The 18261-nt window shown below is 56.7% G+C and carries 19 protein-coding genes and 1 pseudogene; 4 read left to right on the top strand and 16 right to left on the bottom strand.

The window, feature by feature from the left end; genetic code table 11:
- Positions 1–7 precede the first annotated feature (7 nt).
- The 13 genes and pseudogenes from asd to IPM59_14425 all read right to left on the bottom strand — a co-directional run bounded on the left by asd (position 8) and on the right by IPM59_14425 (position 11395).
- The gene (gene asd / locus IPM59_14485) at positions 8–1045 is read right to left on the bottom strand and encodes an aspartate-semialdehyde dehydrogenase (GenBank protein MBK9216774.1); all 1038 of its coding nucleotides are present in this window, start codon (positions 1043–1045) and stop codon (positions 8–10) included.
- 16 nt (positions 1046–1061) lie between these two features.
- Complete coding sequence (locus IPM59_14480) at positions 1062–2213, bottom strand: pyridoxal phosphate-dependent aminotransferase (protein MBK9216773.1); 1152 nt, start codon at positions 2211–2213, stop codon at positions 1062–1064.
- A gap of 4 nt (positions 2214–2217) precedes the next feature.
- Complete coding sequence (locus IPM59_14475; GenBank protein MBK9216772.1) at positions 2218–2421, bottom strand: hypothetical protein; 204 nt, start codon at positions 2419–2421, stop codon at positions 2218–2220.
- A 276-nt stretch (positions 2422–2697) separates the two neighbouring features.
- Positions 2698–3528, bottom strand: a complete 831-nt coding sequence (locus tag IPM59_14470; GenBank protein MBK9216771.1) for a 2,3,4,5-tetrahydropyridine-2,6-dicarboxylate N-succinyltransferase — start codon at positions 3526–3528, stop codon at positions 2698–2700.
- A gap of 253 nt (positions 3529–3781) precedes the next feature.
- Positions 3782–4228: an IS200/IS605 family transposase gene (tnpA, locus tag IPM59_14465; protein ID MBK9216770.1), complete on the bottom strand. Its 447-nt coding sequence runs from the start codon at positions 4226–4228 to the stop codon at positions 3782–3784.
- A gap of 142 nt (positions 4229–4370) precedes the next feature.
- The gene (locus IPM59_14460; protein MBK9216769.1) at positions 4371–5252 is read right to left on the bottom strand and encodes a 4-hydroxy-tetrahydrodipicolinate synthase; all 882 of its coding nucleotides are present in this window, start codon (positions 5250–5252) and stop codon (positions 4371–4373) included.
- Between the two features lie 73 nt (positions 5253–5325).
- On the bottom strand, positions 5326–5964 hold the full coding sequence (locus IPM59_14455) for a phosphoribosylanthranilate isomerase (protein ID MBK9216768.1): 639 nt from the start codon (positions 5962–5964) through the stop codon (positions 5326–5328).
- Between the two features lie 33 nt (positions 5965–5997).
- Positions 5998–6705 (bottom strand): 4-hydroxy-tetrahydrodipicolinate reductase, encoded by a 708-nt coding sequence (locus tag IPM59_14450; GenBank protein ID MBK9216767.1) that lies wholly within the window; start codon positions 6703–6705, stop codon positions 5998–6000.
- Between the two features lie 48 nt (positions 6706–6753).
- Positions 6754–6989: pseudogene (locus tag IPM59_14445) on the bottom strand (GxxExxY protein).
- Between the two features lie 43 nt (positions 6990–7032).
- Positions 7033–8040 carry a M20/M25/M40 family metallo-hydrolase gene (locus IPM59_14440; protein MBK9216766.1) on the bottom strand — a complete coding sequence of 336 codons (1008 nt, stop codon included), beginning with the start codon at positions 8038–8040 and terminating at the stop codon, positions 7033–7035.
- Positions 8041–8053: 13 nt separating this feature from the next.
- On the bottom strand, positions 8054–9412 hold the full coding sequence (lysC, locus tag IPM59_14435; protein ID MBK9216765.1) for a lysine-sensitive aspartokinase 3: 1359 nt from the start codon (positions 9410–9412) through the stop codon (positions 8054–8056).
- A gap of 49 nt (positions 9413–9461) precedes the next feature.
- Positions 9462–10547: a PLP-dependent cysteine synthase family protein gene (locus IPM59_14430; GenBank protein ID MBK9216764.1), complete on the bottom strand. Its 1086-nt coding sequence runs from the start codon at positions 10545–10547 to the stop codon at positions 9462–9464.
- Between the two features lie 77 nt (positions 10548–10624).
- Positions 10625–11395 carry a 3-oxoacyl-ACP reductase FabG gene (locus IPM59_14425; protein ID MBK9216763.1) on the bottom strand — a complete coding sequence of 257 codons (771 nt, stop codon included), beginning with the start codon at positions 11393–11395 and terminating at the stop codon, positions 10625–10627.
- A gap of 97 nt (positions 11396–11492) precedes the next feature.
- Between IPM59_14425 and IPM59_14420 the strand changes: the two genes are divergently transcribed.
- Both IPM59_14420 and IPM59_14415 read left to right on the top strand, forming a co-directional pair.
- The gene (locus IPM59_14420) at positions 11493–14510 is read left to right on the top strand and encodes an AMP-binding protein (GenBank protein MBK9216762.1); all 3018 of its coding nucleotides are present in this window, start codon (positions 11493–11495) and stop codon (positions 14508–14510) included.
- Entirely contained in the window at positions 14507–14962 is a 456-nt protein-coding gene (locus IPM59_14415; GenBank protein MBK9216761.1) for a DUF488 domain-containing protein, read from the top strand. The genes IPM59_14420 and IPM59_14415 overlap by 4 nt, the downstream gene beginning before the upstream one ends.
- A gap of 81 nt (positions 14963–15043) precedes the next feature.
- Here IPM59_14415 and IPM59_14410 read toward each other — a convergent pair whose 3' ends face one another.
- Complete coding sequence (locus IPM59_14410) at positions 15044–15193, bottom strand: LITAF-like zinc ribbon domain-containing protein (GenBank protein MBK9216760.1); 150 nt, start codon at positions 15191–15193, stop codon at positions 15044–15046.
- A gap of 45 nt (positions 15194–15238) precedes the next feature.
- Positions 15239–15622, bottom strand: a complete 384-nt coding sequence (locus IPM59_14405; GenBank protein ID MBK9216759.1) for a hypothetical protein — start codon at positions 15620–15622, stop codon at positions 15239–15241.
- 138 nt (positions 15623–15760) lie between these two features.
- Here IPM59_14405 and purS point away from each other — a divergent pair, with 138 nt between their 5' ends.
- On the top strand, positions 15761–16006 hold the full coding sequence (gene purS, locus IPM59_14400) for a phosphoribosylformylglycinamidine synthase subunit PurS (GenBank protein MBK9216758.1): 246 nt from the start codon (positions 15761–15763) through the stop codon (positions 16004–16006).
- Between the two features lie 4 nt (positions 16007–16010).
- On the opposite strand, the gene IPM59_14395 is transcribed toward purS, so the two are convergent.
- Entirely contained in the window at positions 16011–17408 is a 1398-nt protein-coding gene (locus tag IPM59_14395; protein ID MBK9216757.1) for a tryptophanase, read from the bottom strand.
- An 83-nt stretch (positions 17409–17491) separates the two neighbouring features.
- Here IPM59_14395 and purQ point away from each other — a divergent pair, with 83 nt between their 5' ends.
- A complete protein-coding gene (gene purQ, locus IPM59_14390) occupies positions 17492–18193 on the top strand; it encodes a phosphoribosylformylglycinamidine synthase subunit PurQ (protein ID MBK9216756.1) in 702 nt (233 codons plus the stop codon).
- The last annotated feature ends 68 nt before the right edge of the window (positions 18194–18261 follow it).

The following is an 18261-nucleotide window of genomic DNA, read 5'->3' as shown; positions in this document are numbered from 1 at the left end:
CAACGATTTAGATCAGCCCTTTTGAGATCAGCAACTCCGCATTCAACACCGCACAGCCGGCGGCCCCTCGTACGGTGTTATGACTCAGGGAAACGAAACGGTAATCAAAGACGTTGTCTGGAAATACACGCCCCACGGTTATCGTCATTCCCTTGCCGCTGTCTCGGTCGAGCCGCGTTTGCGGACGTGACGGCTCATCGGTTACGTCTATGAATGTCTCCGGCGCCGAAGGCAGATCGATGGCCGGGAATCCACGCATGGCCGCGACCACTTCTTCGAGCGTGGCCTTCTCATTGAGATTGACACGCACCGAAACCATGTGGCCATCCACGACATTTACGCGAAAACACTGTGCGGACACGGGAAAGTCCGCTTTTATGATCACGCCATCGCTAAATTCACCAAGGATCTTTTGCGCCTCGGTCTCGACCTTTGGCTCCTCGCCGGCGATGTACGGCACCACGTTGTCAACGATATCGAGCGAAGCGACGCCCGGATAGCCCGCTCCCGATATCGCCTGAAAGGTGGTCAGAATGACATCTTTCACACCGAACTTGCGATGCAATGCGGCGAGCGGCGGTGCAAACGAGATAACTGCGCAGTTGGGATTTGTGACGATGAACCCTTTTGACCATCCGCGGTTAGTCTGCTGCGTTGCGATCAGTCCCAGATGGTCGGCGTTGATCTCAGGTATCAGCAGCGGCACGTCCTCGTCCATCCGATAGCTGGAGGAGTTAGAGATTACCGGATAACCGGCACGCGCGAACGCCTCTTCGGTCTCGCGGGCGACATTCGACGGCAAACTCGAAAAGACGAGGTCGCAATCCAGCGGCGGCTCGATCGGTTGGACAACAATGTCACGAACACTCGTCGGTATCGTCCCCGGCAATTTCCACGCACACGCTTCGACAAACAGTTTTCCGGCTGAGCGATCAGACGCCGCCAATGCCGTTATCTCAAACTGCGGGTGCCCGTCGAGCAGTTGACAGAACCGTTGTCCAACCGTGCCCGTAGCGCCCAAGATTCCTACTCTGTGCTTTTTCACCGCTCTGTATGCTCCCTTATGCCTGGAGCGCCTGTTTCATCCTACCAACCCCTTCGGCCATGCGCTCCTCGGTGTTGCAGAACGAGATCCGTAAGAATCCTTTCGCTTCTTCACCGAAAGCCACGCCCGGAACGGTCACCACTCGGTTTTGCAGGCACTTCTCTGCGACCTCAAGGTCGTCTCCTAACGTGCGAACGTCGAGCATTGTGTAGAACGCGCCTTCGGGCGATGTGGCGTGCAGGCCTAACTCTTTTGCAAGGAGATCGACCAGAAACTCGCCGCGTTCACGGTAAACGTCGCGGGCATACTGTTTTGCGGCCTCGGCCTCATCGGTCCACGCGAGCAGACTCGCCTTTTGAACGATCGTCGCGGCGCAGACGGTCGTGTAGCCGTGCAATACCTGTATAGCTTCCATCACGTCCGCATCCTTGCTCGCTGCCCAGCCCAGGCGCCAGCCGGTCATTGACAGTGATTTTGACAGGCCGCTGACAATGATCGTCCGGTCATAGAATTCGCTGGCCGACCGCGGCCGCTCGCCAAAGTAAAGGTCGCTGTAGATCTCGTCCGATATGAGCCAAATGCCTGTTCCGTCGAGTACCTCGGCGATGTCACGGAGGTTCTGTTCGGTCAGTATCTTGCCGGTCGGGTTCGATGGCGAAATGACGACCGCAGCTCTGGTCTTTTCCGTGATCTGAGATCTGAAATTTGAAATATCAAAGCCGAATTCTTCATCGGCCGGCATCCTGTAATAAACCGGCTTGCCCTGAGCGATCCGAGTGCAGGCGTCATACGCCGGGAAACTCGGGTCGGGCAGCAGTACCTCGTCGCCTTCGTCAACGACGCACATAAATGCATCCGTCATCGCCTCCTGCGAGCCGCAGGTGACGACCACGCCCGTGCGGGGCAGGCCAAGATGCGGATACTGCTCGGCGATCTTGTCGCGCAATGCGGGAAGTCCGGGATGCGAGGTGTAGCCGTTCTGCTCGCCGGCCGCAACTCTTGCCGCCTCGTCGCGCATGAACTGCGGCGTCGGCAGGTCAGGCTCACCAAGGCCGAAATTGATACTGTCGGGCAGCGCCCGTTCGAAGAACTGGCGGATCAGAGTCGGCTGGAGTCCGCGCATGCGCCGGGCGGGCGTGAACTCTCGCTGTGTCTTTGCGTCAATCATTCGCTTATCGGTCGTCGGATCCTTCCGGATCCTCCAGATCTTCGCGCATCTCGCCAATCTCTACGTTTAGCTCGCCCTCGGCAATTGTCGTAGGGTCGCCGGTGAGGGCGCCGCCGATCTCTTCGATCTCACCGATGATCTTCTGTCCGAGGCCGGTGATCTTGTCTTTTAGGGTTTCGGCCGGCCCATTCTCGTCAGGTTCTGCCATACGACATTATCTTAAGTCATTGAAAACGAAACAAAAAACCGGCTTCCGGGCCATGAAAGCCGGACGATGCGGCTTTGCCCGAACTGTCCCACGCTGGGACAGCTTTGGGACAGTCCGAAACGGGCGTAACTGTTGTAGTTAATCGTGTTATATCGTTTCTGCCTCACTGTCCCACTGTCCCGCATAGATTTCTGATCGAAAGTAAATTTCCGGCACGAGTGTTGCAAGGATAACACCTATTTTCAACGTCAGTCAAGACATTTTTGTTTCGGAAAACTAGCGAAGATAGTCCTCAAGCCGCGTCGCGGCGTCGGTCCGCTCATCGCGGTATTTGACGATGATCGGGCAGTAGATCGACAGGCCGTTGTCGCGGCCGAATTCGTTCGAGACGGTGCGGGAGCCCTGCACCACGACCGCACCGGCGGGAATCTCGAGTGAACCGCCGTCGTCAGCTTTAATTATCCGTTGGTTTGGCAGGTCAAAAACCGGCGTCGAACGTGTGAGGATGACACCGCTCGCCAGGACGACCTTTTCCCTGACGATCGTTCCCTCGTAAACACCCGTGTTGCCGCCGACAAGAACGTCGTCTTCAATGATAACGGGCGTCGCATTCACCGGCTCGAGCACGCCGCCGATCTGAGCAGCGGCAGAAAGATGAACACGCTTCCCGATCTGCGCGCAACTGCCGACGAGCGCGTGGCTGTCAACCATCGTGCCTTCATCGACGTACGAACCGACATTGATATACGCCGGCGGCACGACCACGACACTCGGCGCGACATACGACCCGTCGCGTATCGCCGACCCGCCCATCACGATCCGCACGCCGTCATACAGCGTCATCGGCCGCAGCGGGAAAGTGTCTTTATCAAAGAACTGCAAGGTCTCAGTCGATTTCGACATCTCGACCATCTTGCCCATCCTAAAGCCGAGCAAAATGCCCTGTTTGACCCAAGCATTCGCCCGCCAGTTCCCGTCCGCGTCCTTCTCAGCCGAACGTATCTCGCCGCAACGCAGCGCGGATTTGAATTCCTCGTAGATCTCGCGGTCGTCCGATGTGAAATCGGACTTTGTAAATAGGGCCTCGATGTTATTTTGTAACTCCATAAGAGCATTGCGTGAAACGGTCGTCGCATGCCCGCGTAGCGGGCCAAAGCATGTAGCCCATAGCGAAGCTATGGGTTATCGTCACCACCGGACCAAGCTATCGTAGATAGCGGCAGAACTCAGCTCAGCGACTCAGCGACGGTCAATTCTGTCACCCGCTACGCGGGCTGGTTCGTGATTCATTCAATTTTCCCATACCGAAGCGGTATGGGCTACACGCCGACGGCCGTTACACGGCCTAGCCGTTCTTCTCTTATTTCCACAAATAACGTGCATCAAACTCGATCCCCGCCTGCGCTAGCATCGTTTTGAACTCGTCCTCAAACGTCTGCTTCTTGTGATGTTCTTTCTGATTCTGAAGATACTTCCGCACGCCCGGAATCTGCGATTCGCCAATCGAGAATGCTCCGTAGCCATCCTGCCATTCAAATTTTGGATGGATGACTGTTCTCGCCCAGTTAGTAACGGATGGTTTTAGCTTTTCGAGAAACTTTGAGACGTTTAGCGTCGGTCTAAGCACGACGACCATATGAATATGATCGGCCATACCACCAATCTCGAGGCAAATGCCGCCAATACCGCGAATAGTGCCTCCGATGTAATCGTAGAGACGCTCCTCAAACTCAGGCAGGATGAACGGATAGCGTTCCTTGGTCGAAAATACGATGTGGAAAAGCAGGTTGGTGTAGGTGTGTGGCATCGTTCCGTCGCCCGTTACACGGCCCAAGAGAATACAAGTTCACGTTTCATTTGTTGGGTATCCGTGATGTTTGCAGCACCGTCAACTGCCAATGGCCGCCGCGTTTTTCCCAGACGAAAGGCGCGCAATGCAGACGAGTAGTTCATCCGATCACCTCTTTGATCACAGCTTTGAGCTTTGCACGGGCTGTTGCGGAGACCGGCACGAGCGGCAGGCGAAGGTTCTCTTCGCAGAGGCCGAGTTCCTTCATTACGAACTTGCACGGAGCGGGCGAAGATTCGATAAAGTTCGCCTCCATCAGCGGCAGGATCTTGTAATTGATCTTGCGGGCGAAGTGGAACGAGCCGTTAAGGGCGTGCTCGACCATCTTGGCGGTTTCCTTTGGAATTTCGTTAGCACAGACCGAGACGAGGCCGTCGGCACCGAGCGAGATCAGCGGCAGCGTCGATGCGTCGTCACCCGAGAAGACCTTGAAGTGCTTTGGCCGCCCGCTAAGGATCGCCATCACCTGCGAGAAATTGCCCGACGCCTCTTTGGTAGCAACGATGTTCTCGTGTTTCTCAGCGAGTTTCAGCGTAGTCTCGGCCGAGATGTTTGACGACGTCCGCGAAGGTACGTTGTAGAGCATTATCGGCAGGCCCTTGACGCTCTTCGCGATCTCGCTAAAGTGCGCGAACATGCCGTCCTGCGTCGGTTTGTTGTAATACGGCGCGACGACGAGCGCGGCGTCGGCACCGGCCTCGCGAGCTTTTCGCGTAAAGTCGATCGCCGACGCTGTATTGTTGCTGCCCGTTCCTGCGATCACGTGAACGCCCTTGTGTTTCTTCGCCACGTCGACCGCCGATCTGATCACGCCAAGCCGTTCAGCCTCGCTCATCGTCACGCTTTCGCCCGTCGTGCCGCAAGGCACGAGGATCTTGACGCCAGATCTGATCTGCCGCTCGACAAGCGCACGAAAACACTCATCATCGACTGAGCCGTCCCGCTTGAACGGCGTCGCAAGCGCGGTCGCGCAGCCGCGCATCCAATCTAGTCTAATAGTCATAGATCAATAGAAGGAACAACTGATGGACACAGATTAGCACAAATATTCTAGACTAGATGGCTGAGAAGAGGGCTTCCAGTTTCTGCAGGTCGAGCCTTCCGTCCGTCCGCACGCCGGAGCAGAGATCCAGGCCGAATGGCTGGACGGCGTCGATGGCTTCGCGAATGTTGTCGGCGTTGAGACCGCCGGCGAGGAAGACGGGTTTGCCGCAGATCTCGACGATCTTTCTCGATAAACGCCAATCGTGTCGACGGCCGGTGCCACCCAGTTCCTTGACCGCGAGTCGCGGGTTGCCGCTGTCGAGCAGGATAGCATCGACGTGCTCGGCCAATTCACACGCCTCGTCCACGGATGAATCGTCGATGACGTGGATGACCTGGACTAGCTTTACCTGAGGCAGCGCGGTGCGGATGGCCGAGTATTCGCGTCCGATCAGTTCGTCGACGATCTGGATGGTGTTGGTTTTGGTGCGGTGGTGATGGTCGATGATGCCTTGGACGGTTTGTTCGCTCGTCAACAAAAATGTCGCAATGGGTGGTGGAACGGTTCGAGCGATGCGATGTATCTCTTCGTCCGAGATCGGCCCCGGCCCACTCGGCATCTTACCGACGAGCCCGATGGCCGACGCGCCAACTGAAATCGCATCCGCAGCCTCCTGTTCGTTTTGGATACAGCAGATCTTAACTCTCACGGCAGCGTCCTCGTCAACGAACTGGCCGCCCGCTTACGCAGGCGGTTCCGACACGATCTCGTCCATCACATCGGTGAACTCATAGAAGCCTTGTCTTCCTATGATCCACTCGGCGGCCATGATCGAGCCGATGGCAAAGCCCTCGCGCGAGCGCGCCGTATGTTCCAGCAGTATCTGATCGGCGGGGCCGTCAAAGCCGACGCGGTGTGTTCCTGGAATGTTGCCGGCGCGCGTTGCAGAGACAGTAAACTCAGACCTGATATGTCGCGAGACGATCTCGTGCAGTTTTAATGCCGTGCCGCTCGGGGCGTCGAGTTTTCGCGAGTGATGCTGTTCCTCGATAAAGGTCTCGTACTGCGAGAATCGGGCGACGAGCTCGGCCGCGTGTTCGACTATGCGATAGAAGAGATTAACGCCGATAGAGAAGTTGGCGCCAAATACAAACGCACCATTGCCGTCGCGAACGATCCGTTCGATCTCGTCACGCTCGCCCTGCCAGCCGGTCGTGCCCTCGACCAACGGCACTCCTGCGGCGACGCACGCTTCGACGTTTCGTCGGACAGCGTCGGCGGTAGTGAAATCTATTGCCACATCCGAGCCTTGCAGCTTGTCCGCCAATTCCTCGGACGACAGCCCCGCGTCCGTGTCGTCGATGACAGCGGCGATCTCGTGGCCGGCCTCAACGGTAAGGCGTTCGATGAGTCGTCCCATTGCTCCGTGACCGATAAGTGCAATTTTCATTTTCTTAACCACATAGGAACATAGAACACATAGAAAAAATGTTCAGGTCTACTCTTCAGGAAGGCATCGATACAACCCATTCACGAGTGTCTTCTGTCCGTCCTTGAAGAGATTGACACAATGGAAATTGAGCAACAAGCCCTTGCGATGTTGCGAAGTGAAAACTCGCGCTTCAGACACTCATGATAGACGCTTTCCAGGAGCCCCAGACCGATTGCCTTGTGAACTTCGATTGCCGCACCCACAACCTCGTAGCTCAGTCGGTCGAGATATTTCTTAGTTATCGTACTCACTTCGGCAAATCCGTTTTCTATGTGTCCTATGTTCCTATGTGGTTAAAAGTCGTTTCGTGAGGTTCGAGTAGAGACTCACGGCATCCTCAAGGTCCTTTTTCAAAACAAACTCGTCCTTTGTATGCGCCACGAGGATCGAGCCGGGGCCGAGGAGCAGCGGTTGGCCCCAGTTGGTCAGGTATGGGATATCGGTCGTGAAACGGACGGTCTTTTGTTTGAAACCATCGACTGCGATCATTTTCACAGGTTCGCTGCATGACAATACCTCGATCTCGCCGCGGCCGCGGATGACGTTTAGCAGAGCGTCCTCAATGATCGCTCGCGGCGTGGTCAGGCGAATAAGGATTCCGGCTTCGGCGGTGGGCGGAATGACATTAAGCGCCGCGCCGCCTTCGATCGTGCCGATGTTTACGGTCGTCTCGCCGTAGAACTCGTCGCTCGGGAACTTCGTGTGCCGCACGTCGTCGAGGATGTCCAGAAGTTTCTCAATGGCTGAATCGCCTTGTTCAGGATAAGCCGAGTGCGCCGCCTTGCCGGTGGTTTTGATCTTAAGCCGAAATGAACCTTTCGAGCCAATAGCGAGATCATTGTCGGTTGGTTCGCCGTTGATCATATACTCGCACTTTGCGGCAAGCGGGTGATCGTTGGCGGCCCTTGCGCCGGCCGACGACGCCTCTTCCTCAACGGTATAGAGCAATCCGATGTCATTGATCCCGTCCGATCGCAATTGTTCGGCGGCGGTGATCTGGGCGGCGATGATACCTTTGGCGTCGCACGCGCCTCGGCCGAATATCCTCTCATCGTCCTCGGTCGGTGGGATGAATGGTGGGACCGTGTCGAGATGTGTCGAGAACCACACCCGCGGCGTATCGTTGAGCCAGGCAATGACATTGCTCTGATTTTTCGAGACCGGCTGCAACTCGACCGTCCAGCCAAGCGATTTGAGGTGGTCACGCAGCCATTCACCGACCGCTTGTTCGTCGCCCGATATTGACGGGATCGACATCAATCGTTTTGTAAGGTCAAAAAGATCTATACTCATTCTCCTTCCGCGGTTAGAAGAACTCCGCGTGCAGGCGCTTGATGACAGCGGACACGCTTTCTTCCACGACCACGAACGTTAGATTGACGGCGGATGCCCCGTGCGACACCAGCGCGATATGCACGTCGTGGATCGTTGAAAAGATCTTTGACGCTAGCCCGGTCGAGGCGCGCAGGCCCTCGCCGACGACACAGATGACGGCATAGCCCGGAGCGATCTCAACATCACCCAGACGCTCGAGTTCGGGCACGATCTTATCGAGTTCGCTCGTGTTATCGAGGGTAAGGGCTATCGATACCTCGCTCGTCGAGATCACGTCGATCACGGTTCGAAAGCGCTCAAAGACCTGAAACACGGCGCTCATAAAGCCGTAGCTGCCGAGCTTTCGCGCGGACGTAATTCGCAGGATCGTGATGCCTTTTTTGTGAGCGATGGACTTGATCCTGTTCAGTGTCTCGGCCGGATCTGCCAGCACCATGGTGCCGGTCTCGGCCGGTTCGAATGTATTACACACCCTGACCGCGATCGAGCTGTCAACGGCGGGCTTTATGGTCTTTGGATGCAATACCTTAGCACCAAAGTAGGCAAGCTCGGCCGCCTCCTCATACGAGAGCACGGGGATCGTTCGGGCATTCTCACAAATGCGCGGATCACAAGTCATCACACCGGTCACGTCGGTCCATATCTGCAATTCGTCCGCTTCGAGGGCGGCCGCTACGATCGCCGCCGAAAAGTCTGAGCCGCCGCGGCCGAGCGTCGTAGTTTCGCCGGCCCGATTCGCGGCAATGAAGCCACCCATGATCGGAACTTCGCCCGCCGCGATCATCGGTTCGAGTTCGACGCGGACGAGATCGTTTGTCTCATCTACTATCGGCTGCGCTGCCCCGTATTCATCGTCGGTAACGATCAGGCGGCGCGAATCGACCTGACGAGCATTTACGCCCTTGGCCTTAAGGACCTCGCTGAGCAACCTCGACGACAACTGCTCGCCGTAGGCCTGTATCGCGTCACGAAGCATCGCTAGCGGCAGGCTGCGCCGCGAAACGCGCATCAGCAGATCGGACAGTTCGCCGCGTGCAAGGTCAAGCTCGCCGTTGAACAAGTTTGGGCCGTTGTCCGGGATGAAGTGTCTCGATACCTCAAGATGCCGATCAAAGTGCGGATCGAGTGATGCAAACGCCTCGGCAAAATCACCCTTCTTCGCAATATCGAATGCTCCCAACAGGGCGTCCGTGACCTTAGTCATTGCCGAGACGACTACAACAGGCCGACGGTCGATCAGCGACGCTACGATGCCGCACACGCGCTCAAAAGCGGCCACGTCGCCCACCGACGTGCCGCCAAACTTCATTACCGTTGGCTGATTGCTCACCGAAAAGGATTTTGCCACGAATTACACGAATTGCACGAATCAGGAGTGCCTATTTCGCGGTTTCGACGGCCTCGGCCTGTGACGGAACGCGGCCGATCGTCTGATAACCAAAAAGTTCTACGTGCTGTGAGAGATACTCGGGCTTTACGCCCTCGTCGCGGACGAGGTCGGTGCTGAGGTATTTCTTATTGTCGTCAGCAAAGACGGTCGCGACGACGGCATCGCTGCCGAGACGTTCCATGGCGATGAGGGCACCCAGGAAATTTGCTCCCGATGAGATACCGACGGCCAGGCCGAGCCGTCTCGCCAGTTTCTGTGCCATCAGGATCGAATCGCCGTCCGACACTGAGATGATGTCGTCGAGTTTGCTCAGATCACAGATAGCCGGTATGAATTCGTCCGAGATGCCCTGGATCCTATGGCTGCCGACCTTATGGCCGGTCGAGAGCGTGGGCGATTCGGCAGGTTCGAGCGGATGAAGCTTGATGTCCGGATTTTGCTCCCGGAAATAGGCCGCACAACCCATGATCGTGCCGCCCGTGCCGACTCCGGCGATGAAGGCATCAGGCTCGAAACCGAGTGTTTGCAACTGTGACCATATTTCCGGCGCGGTCGTCGCGTAATGTGCCTCTGCGTTGGCGAAATTCGAGAACTGATGCGGCAAGAACGTCCTGCCCTTGTCGCATCGGTAGGCATCGGCCATCTCGATACTTCCAAGAAAGCCGCCTTCGTCGCGGCTGACGAGCGTCACGTCAGCACCGTAACTCTTGATGAGCGAGATGCGCTCCTGGCTCATCCACTCGGGCATGAAGATGTGGACCGGATTGCCAAACGCATGTCCGAGCGCCGCAAACGCGATCCCCGTATTGCCGCTCGTGGCTTCGGCAATGACGTCGCCTTTGCGGATCTGGCCGTCGCGATAGGCTGAACGAAGGATGTGAAATGCCATTCGGTCCTTGATGCTGCCCGAAAGGTTGAGGTGCTCGGCCTTGGCAAAGACCGTTCGCCGCTGGCCCTTAAAATGACAATGCACCGCCAGCAACGGCGTGTTGCCGATTAGGCTCTCGACATAGGTCGAACTGACCGGCAACGAGCTAAAGCTCTGTTGAAAATCGCAGAGGCTGTTAGTATTCATCTCCTGGCCCTGATCGGCCTCACTAGCTTTCATAAACCAATAGGTGTCACAAAGAATATGCGGCGGATCATATTCTGCTATCCGCAGAGGACTGCACCGCCGTTTATGTTGAGGATCTCGCCGGTGATGTGACGCGACCAATCGGACAGTAGAAAGCATATCGATAGGGCCACGTCGTCAGTCGTTGCGATGCGTTTGAGCGGAATGGAATCGATTACGCTTTGTTCGTAATCACCGTCTTCGAATACGGGCCTGACCATCGCCGTCTCGATCCAACCCGGCGCAACGGCGTTAACACGGATCTTAGGCGCAAGTTCCGTTGCGAGCGCTTTTGTGAACGAGATCATGCCGCCCTTGCTGGCCGAGTAGTTCGAATAGTTCGCCTCGCCACGCTGGCCTGAGGTTGACGAGACCATCACTATCGCAGCCGAGTCGCGCTTCTTCATCGCCGGCGTACACGCCTTGACCGAGGCCCATGCGGACTTGAGATTGGTGTTGATGACCTTGTTCCAAAGCTCCTCGGACATCTCCTCGATCGGGGCACCGTCCCAGACGCCGGCGTTGCAGATGAGATAGTCGATGCCGCCGAAATTGTCGGTCGCGGCCTTTGCGACCTCACCCGCGCCCGAGAACTCCGAAACATCGGCCTTTACGGCGATCGCTCCGACGCCTTTCGCTTTACATCGCTCGACGGTCTCGTTCGCTTCCGCGTCGTTGCTCAGATAATTGACTACAACATTCGCCCCTCCCTCGGCCAGCCGTAAAGCTGTCGCCCGTCCTACCCCGCGCGAGGCGCCGGTGACGATGGCCGTTCTTTGTGCAAAAAGATCCTTTGGGAGTTCTATCACAGAAGAAGAATTAACCACAGATAGACACAGATTAGCACAGATGCGGGCAAATTCTTATCAGTGTCTATCTGTGTTAATCTGTGGTTTCAAACGCTTTATGCGCGACGTGAATCTGCTTGAGGACCAGCCCATCGCCTGGACGCCGACGCCTGACGTAATGACGCGTTCGCGCCTGACACAGTTCATGCGCCAGGCCGGCGTCGAGACGTGGGACGAGCTTTATGAATTTTCGATTCGCGACGTTGAGAAGTTTACCGAAGAGGTCCTGAAGTTTCTCGAAATCACATTTGATCCGCCGTACGAAAAGCTGCTCGACACATCGAACGGCATTGAGTTTCCGAGGTGGTTTGCACGTAGCGCGGACACTCCTGTCCGCATGAGCGTCGCTTCGACGCGAACCGACGCGAATAATGATGAGGACGCGATAAGTGACGAGAGTTTCGCCGGAGGACCCGGCGATGCGGACATGAGTGTCCGCGCTCCATCCGCCGGCCTCAACATCACCGAAATGTGCCTCGACCGCTGGCAGACGGACGAGATGAAAGACCAGCCGGCGGTGATCTGGCAAGGCGAGGAGGGCTATTCTCGCGTGTTCAGCTTCGGCAAATTGTTTGCCGAGGTCGGATCATGCGCCTTGAAGATACGGACTCTTGGAATTGGCAAGGGTGACGCAGTCGGGATCCATATGCCGATGCTGCCCGAAACGATCGTTGCCCTATTGGCGATCAATCGTGTCGGAGCTATCGCGGTTCCGGTCTTTTCCGGTTACGGGATCGATGCCATCGCAAGCCGGATGGAAGCTGTTACGGCAAAGGCGCTGTTCACTTGTTACGATTTTCCGAGGCGAGGCAAACCGTTTGACATGTTGGCTGTGGCTTCAGCTGCGGTCGCGAAAGTGGCTTCTATCGAAGCCGTTATGGTGTGTGAAAGGGACACCGGCGAAAGGCGCGAGCAACAGCCCGTGGTGTGCGGAACACCGTTTATAATGGCTACTTTCGAGGAACATCAACGCCTTGTAAATGACGTGTTTCCCGGGAAGAATGTGCATAAGTGGTCCATCGCCGACGATGACGACATCACCGACGACTTTCGGAATGCTCTGTTTACCGACGCTCGTCGAGAAGCCACCTCTGCCGAAGACCCGCTCATTATCCTCTACACCTCCGGCACGACCGGCAAGCCGAAGGGTATTGCGCATACGCACGCGAGTTTTCCGATCAAGGCGGCGCAGGATATGGCGTTTGGAACGGATGTCGGTCGTGGGACGCGGATCTGCTGGTACACAGACATCGGCTGGATGATGGGGCCGTGGCTGATCTACGGGGCTCTGATCAACGGAGCGACGATCTGCATCTACGACGGCGCCCCCGATTATCCAACGCCCGACCGAATGTGGGAATTCTGCGCGAAACACAAGGTCGAGGTGCTTGGCATTTCGCCAACGCTCATTAGAGCCTTGGCGGCGAGCGAGGATCGGAGTGCGGACACTCTTGTCCGCATGGACGCCGCTTCGGCGTCCAGAGATACTCTCGCCGGAGGAACCGGCGATGCGGACAAGAGTGTTCGCACTCCATCCGAACGCCGAGGTTGGTATCGGCACAAGCTGCCCCATTTTGACGGCGAGGTGACCCAGTTTATTACCATTAGGTTAGCCGATTCACTTCCCGGCTCGGTGCTGGATCGCCTTCGACGGCAGCTGGCTGGCAACGAGATCGAAGGCGACCCAGAGGAGTTCCGCAGATTGGTCGAAGATTACCTGGATTCGGGGGCGGGTTCGTGTATACTTCGCGATCCGAGATTTGCCGAGATAGTCCAGGAGACGATCCTGCGCGAGCACGGGCAAAGTTGTGATCTGAAGGCCTGGGTGATCATGCCCAATCATGCGCACTTGCTGCTCAAGCCCTATGACGGACACGAGCTAGCCGGTCTGATGAAACGCATCAAGGGCGTTTCGGCACGGAGGGTCAATGAACTCAGGGGCACGACAGGTAAGGTCTGGCAGGCAGAATACTTTGATCGCTATATTCGCGATGCAGACCATTATTCAAGAACCGTTGACTATATCGAAAATAACCCTGTCATCGCGAAATTGAGCACAAAACCGGACGGATATCGATTTGGGAGCGCGTTTTATGCTGGCGGATGTAGTTCCGGTCACGTTGAGGTTCGCGAAGGTGCTGTCGCCGGAGGAACCGGCGATGCGGACAAGAGTGTCCGCACTCCATCCGAACGCCACGATCTGTCGTCGCTGCGCATATTTGCCTCGACCGGCGAGCCGTGGAATCCGGCGCCGTGGTGGTGGTTGTTTGAGAAGGTTGGTAACTCGAAACTTCCGATCATCAACTACAGCGGCGGCACTGAGATCGCGGGCGGTATTCTGATGGGCAATCCGCTGCTGCCGATCAAGCCGTGTTCGTTCCCGGCTCCGTGTCCGGGAATGGACGTCGATATTCTTGACGAGAACGGCAACTCGGTCGACCCGGGCAAGGTCGGCGAGCTTGTTATCAAACAGCCCTGGATCGGCATGGCGCGCGGCTTTTGGCAGGAGAATGAGCGTTATCTCGAAACTTACTGGCGGCGATTCAAAGACATCTGGGTCCACGGCGATTGGGCGATGCGCGATAAGGAAGGCCACTGGTTCATCCTCGGCCGCTCGGACGATACGCTCAAGGTCGCCGGCAAACGCGTTGGCCCGGCCGAGGTCGAATCGCTCCTCGTCGCCCACCCGCTCGTCACCGAAGCCGCTGTTATCGGTATTCCCGACGAAGTGAAAGGAACGGCGATGGTGGCGTTCGTAGTGCGGAGTGCGGACACCCCTGTCCGCATGGACGCCGCTTCGGCGTCCAGAGATCTCCGGGCCGGAGGAACCGGCGATGCGGACAAGACTGTCCGCACTCCGTCGCTGGAAACGGAGTTGAAAGCTCTTGTTGCAAAAGACATGGGCAAACCACTCGCGCCGTCAAGGGTCCATTTTGTGTCGGCATTGCCAAAGACGCGCAACGCTAAGGTGATGCGCCGCGTCATCAGGACGGCTTATCTCGGCGAGGACGCCGGCGACCTGTCGGCCCTTGAAAACCCACAGGCTGTCGATGAGATAGCACGGGCCGGGAAATGACCACGCTCTACACTATCGGCCACGGGCGGCATTCGTTTGAGGATTTTCTAGCGCTGCTGAGGCAGCATAACATTCGGTTCGTGTGCGATGTCAGGGCATTTGCGAGGAGCCGGTGGCCGCAGTTCAACGGGCTGGTGCTGGGGGAATTGCTCAGGGAGAACGGCATCGGCTATGAGCATCTGCCCGAAACCGGCGGCAAGAACACGCCAAACCCGGAAGACCTCGAATGGGGCCTGAATCGGATCGTCGAGATCGCCACCGAGTTGCCGGCCGCGATCATGTGTTCCGAGTCAAAGCCGCTGTCGGACCACAAGATTCCGCGTGCTAATTGCCATCGTGTCGGGATGCTCTCGCCGCTGCTGCGTGCCAAAGGCGTCGAGCGCATCCTTCACATCTTGCCGAATGGAGACGTGATCGAGCTTGATGAATCGGCGGTGCCATGGCTTCCGTGATCCTGGCCAAAATACGACGAGGGCAAGCGGTAAGGCTCGTCCCTCGTAGTGGTTAAGTTACTGTTGCGCCCGTTCGCGCTTTCAGCCGATCCGGCTGCCACAGTGCGAACATTTGCGAATCTCGTCCTTACAGCCGTCAATGACGAACGGCAGCCAACACAGCGGGATGCAAAACAGGAGCATTACGACGAATAGCACCCATCCTGACCCGTTTACCCGCTTTTCAATCATCGGGTATCCCTGTTGGTGGCACAACGGACAAGTGATCATCTCGCTCTAGTTTGACCAGTTATCGGCCATGTTCCCGATGACCGGAAGCTTCACGATCTGACCCATAAATGCCTTAATGCAGCAAAAGATCACCGCGCCGAGGATACCTAGAAGCACGACGAAATAGAGAAGCGAGCCGAGCAATGCGAGCGCTCCCGAATCGGCCGCAGCCGCAACGCCGACGATCAATCCGACCACGAGATAAAGTACGATGCTGAGGGCCATCAGCAACAGCGATTGAAACGCATGGAAGCGAGCCAGCTTGTTCGTCTTGTCGGTTGCAATGATGATAATGCTCATGACTATCCCAACCAAGCAGATCGGAATGTATGCGAGGCCCGCGGCTACATTTGCATCCAGCCCGAGGGCCGACTTTCCAGAATTTTCCATAACCTTATACAGTTCTCCTTAGTGAAGTTATTTGATCAGAACCAATTGTCACACCTGAAATTTAGGTGAAATCTAGCACAACCCTTTGCCAAATACAAGAAAGTCCGTCAGAATCTACAACTTATTTTGGAGCCCCAGATGAAAGCACGGATCTATGTCACGCTCAAGCCCGGAGTGCTCGACCCGCAGGGCAAGGCGATACATCACTCGGTCGAGCTCATCGGCCATAAGAATATCAACGATATCAGGCAGGGAAAATACTTCGAGGTTGACTTTGCTGACGGTGTCTGCATGGACGCCGCGCGTGAAACGGCCGAAGCGATCGCGGCGGATGTGCTGGCGAATCCCGTTATCGAGGATTTTCGCGTCGAACTGGCTGATTGACCGGCTAGGCCGTCTTCGTCGCCGATGTCTCAGCGATATCGAAATGCGCGGTGAAATGCCGTAGGAATGGCGTTTCCTTGACGATCCTGAGGCCTTTTGTGCAGCCGGCCTCCGCCTTTATCTCCTCGAATACCTCGATAACATAATCGATATGGCTTTGGGTATAGACCCTACGAGGGATCGCGAGCCTGACGAGTTCTGACGCGGCGGGAATCAGCTTGCCGTCGCCGTCGTATTTGCCAAACATTACCGAGCCTATCTCGACGGCGCGGATGCCGCCCTTCTTATACAGTTCACAGACCAGGACCTGGCCCGGATACTCGTCCACAGGGATATGCGGATAGAGAAGTGCAGCATCGACATATACGGCATGTCCGCCGATCGGATACAGCACGGGAATGCCCATTTCGCGCAGGTGCTCGCCGAGGTATCGCGTGCTGACGATGCGGTAATTCAGATAATCGGGCTCAAAAACTTCTCGCAGCCCCTGCGCCATTGCCTCCATATCTCGGCCTGACAGGCCGCCGTAGGTGACGAAACCCTCGGTGATGATGAGCAGATTGGTGCAGGCGGCGGCGAGCTTCTCATCGCGCAACGCGAGAAAGCCGCCCATATTCACCAGCGCGTCTTTCTTAGCGCTCATGATGCAGCCGTCAGCGAGCGAGAACATCTCCTGCGCGATCTCACGATAGGTTTTTCCTGCGTAACCTTCTTCGTATTGGTTAATGAACCAGGCGTTCTCCGCGATACGGCAGCAGTCGATGATAAAGAGGATCTTATGCTGCCGACATATCTTGGATGTGCGGCGGGCATTCTCCATGCTCACGGGCTGGCCGCCGCCGCTGTTGTTTGTGACCGTTAAGATCACGGCGGCGATATTCTCAGCGCCGTGTTCCGCGATCTTCTGTTCGAGCAGTTCGAGGTCGATGTCGCCCTTAAAGTGATATTCCGACTCGTGATCGGCCGCAAGTCGCGTGGGTATGTCGATCGCGGCGGCCCCGCTGTATTCGATGTTTGCCCGCGTCGTATCAAAGTGCGTGTTGCTCAGGAAAACACGGCCCTTTCCGCCGATCTGCGAGTACAGGATGCGTTCGGCCGCACGGCCCTGATGCGTCGGCAGGACGTAGCGAAAGCCGGTCAGCTCGTGTATCTCGCTGTCAAGGCGTTCCCAACTCGACGCGCCGGCGTAGGATTCGTCGCCGCGCATGATGCCGGCCCACTGTTCGCTGCTCATCGCCGACGTTCCGCTGTCGGTGAGCAGATCGATTATCACGTGGCGCGAATGAAGCAGGAACGGATTGTAATGGGCCTCTTTTATATAGCGAACACGCTCTTCCTCAGTTGACATGAAGATCGGTTCGACAGATTTGATGCGGAAAGGTTCGATTATCGTCTTTGGCATAATTATTTTGCTTCGCTTAAAATAACCGTTTCGGCCGGGAGCGCGGTGTGATCTCGGTCATGTTTTGACGAAGTTTGCGTGCTATGAAATTCGGCGTAGTAGTTTTTCCCGGCTCGAATTGCGATCACGACGCGTATCACGTCGTTTCAAAACACGTCGGCCAGCCGGTGGATTTCATCTGGCACAAGGAGACGGACCTGAGCTGCTTTGACGCGGTGATCATTCCGGGCGGGTTCTCGTATGGCGATTACCTGCGGGCCGGTGCGTTGGCGCGGTTTTCGCCGGTGATGGAATCGGTAAAGAAATTCGCCGCCGAAGGCAAGTTCGTGTTCGGCATCTGTAATGGCTTTCAAATACTTTGCGAGGCGGGCCTGCTGCCCGGTGCACTCAGAAGAAACGCCGGTTCGCTCTTTATCTGCCGCCACGTCGATCTCAAACTCGAGAACGCGAAGACGCCGTTCACCGAGAACGTCAGCCCCGAACGCGTTCTCTCAATTCCCATCGCCCACGCCGAAGGCAACTACACCTGCGACGACGCGACCTACACCTCGCTTGAGGAAAATGGCCAGATCGTCTTTCGCTACTGCAACGCCAAAGGCGAGGTGACCGAAGCCGCAAATCCCAACGGCTCACGCGGCAATATCGCGGGCATCTGCAATCAGGACCGCAACGTCCTCGGCATGATGCCCCACCCCGAACGCGCCTGCGAAGAAGCCCTCGGCTCCAACGACGGCCGCGACATCTTCCGCTCGCTGACCAACACCATCGACCGCCTTGCCGCCTGAATGCGGAGCTGTCAGCTATCATCCTAAACCGCAGACCGATTTCTGTTCCGCTGACGGCTGACTGCTGA

It is taken from the genome of Chloracidobacterium sp. (assembly GCA_016715795.1).
GTDB lineage: Bacteria > Acidobacteriota > Blastocatellia > Pyrinomonadales > Pyrinomonadaceae > OLB17.
Note: the sequence above shows the minus strand (reverse complement) of the source record. Positions and strands in the feature narration are given on the sequence as shown.

Excerpts from the sequence above, each read along its gene's own strand:
- IPM59_14415 (MBK9216761.1), top strand. The coding sequence starts at position 14,507 with ATGACCACGCTCTACACTATCGGCCACGGGCGGCATTCGTTTGAGGAT.
- IPM59_14395 (MBK9216757.1), bottom strand. The coding sequence starts at position 17,408 with ATGCCAAAGACGATAATCGAACCTTTCCGCATCAAATCTGTCGAACCG.
- IPM59_14410 (MBK9216760.1), bottom strand. The coding sequence starts at position 15,193 with ATGATTGAAAAGCGGGTAAACGGGTCAGGATGGGTGCTATTCGTCGTA.
- purQ (MBK9216756.1), top strand. The coding sequence starts at position 17,492 with ATGAAATTCGGCGTAGTAGTTTTTCCCGGCTCGAATTGCGATCACGAC.
- IPM59_14450 (MBK9216767.1), bottom strand. The coding sequence starts at position 6,705 with ATGAAAATTGCACTTATCGGTCACGGAGCAATGGGACGACTCATCGAA.
- IPM59_14440 (MBK9216766.1), bottom strand. The coding sequence starts at position 8,040 with ATGAGTATAGATCTTTTTGACCTTACAAAACGATTGATGTCGATCCCG.
- IPM59_14405 (MBK9216759.1), bottom strand. The coding sequence starts at position 15,622 with ATGGAAAATTCTGGAAAGTCGGCCCTCGGGCTGGATGCAAATGTAGCC.
- IPM59_14460 (MBK9216769.1), bottom strand. The coding sequence starts at position 5,252 with ATGCGCGGCTGCGCGACCGCGCTTGCGACGCCGTTCAAGCGGGACGGC.
- IPM59_14475 (MBK9216772.1), bottom strand. The coding sequence starts at position 2,421 with ATGGCAGAACCTGACGAGAATGGGCCGGCCGAAACCCTAAAAGACAAG.
- purS (MBK9216758.1), top strand. The coding sequence starts at position 15,761 with ATGAAAGCACGGATCTATGTCACGCTCAAGCCCGGAGTGCTCGACCCG.
- IPM59_14430 (MBK9216764.1), bottom strand. The coding sequence starts at position 10,547 with ATGAATACTAACAGCCTCTGCGATTTTCAACAGAGCTTTAGCTCGTTG.
- IPM59_14470 (MBK9216771.1), bottom strand. The coding sequence starts at position 3,528 with ATGGAGTTACAAAATAACATCGAGGCCCTATTTACAAAGTCCGATTTC.
- IPM59_14420 (MBK9216762.1), top strand. The coding sequence starts at position 11,493 with ATGCGCGACGTGAATCTGCTTGAGGACCAGCCCATCGCCTGGACGCCG.
- IPM59_14480 (MBK9216773.1), bottom strand. The coding sequence starts at position 2,213 with ATGATTGACGCAAAGACACAGCGAGAGTTCACGCCCGCCCGGCGCATG.
- tnpA (MBK9216770.1), bottom strand. The coding sequence starts at position 4,228 with ATGCCACACACCTACACCAACCTGCTTTTCCACATCGTATTTTCGACC.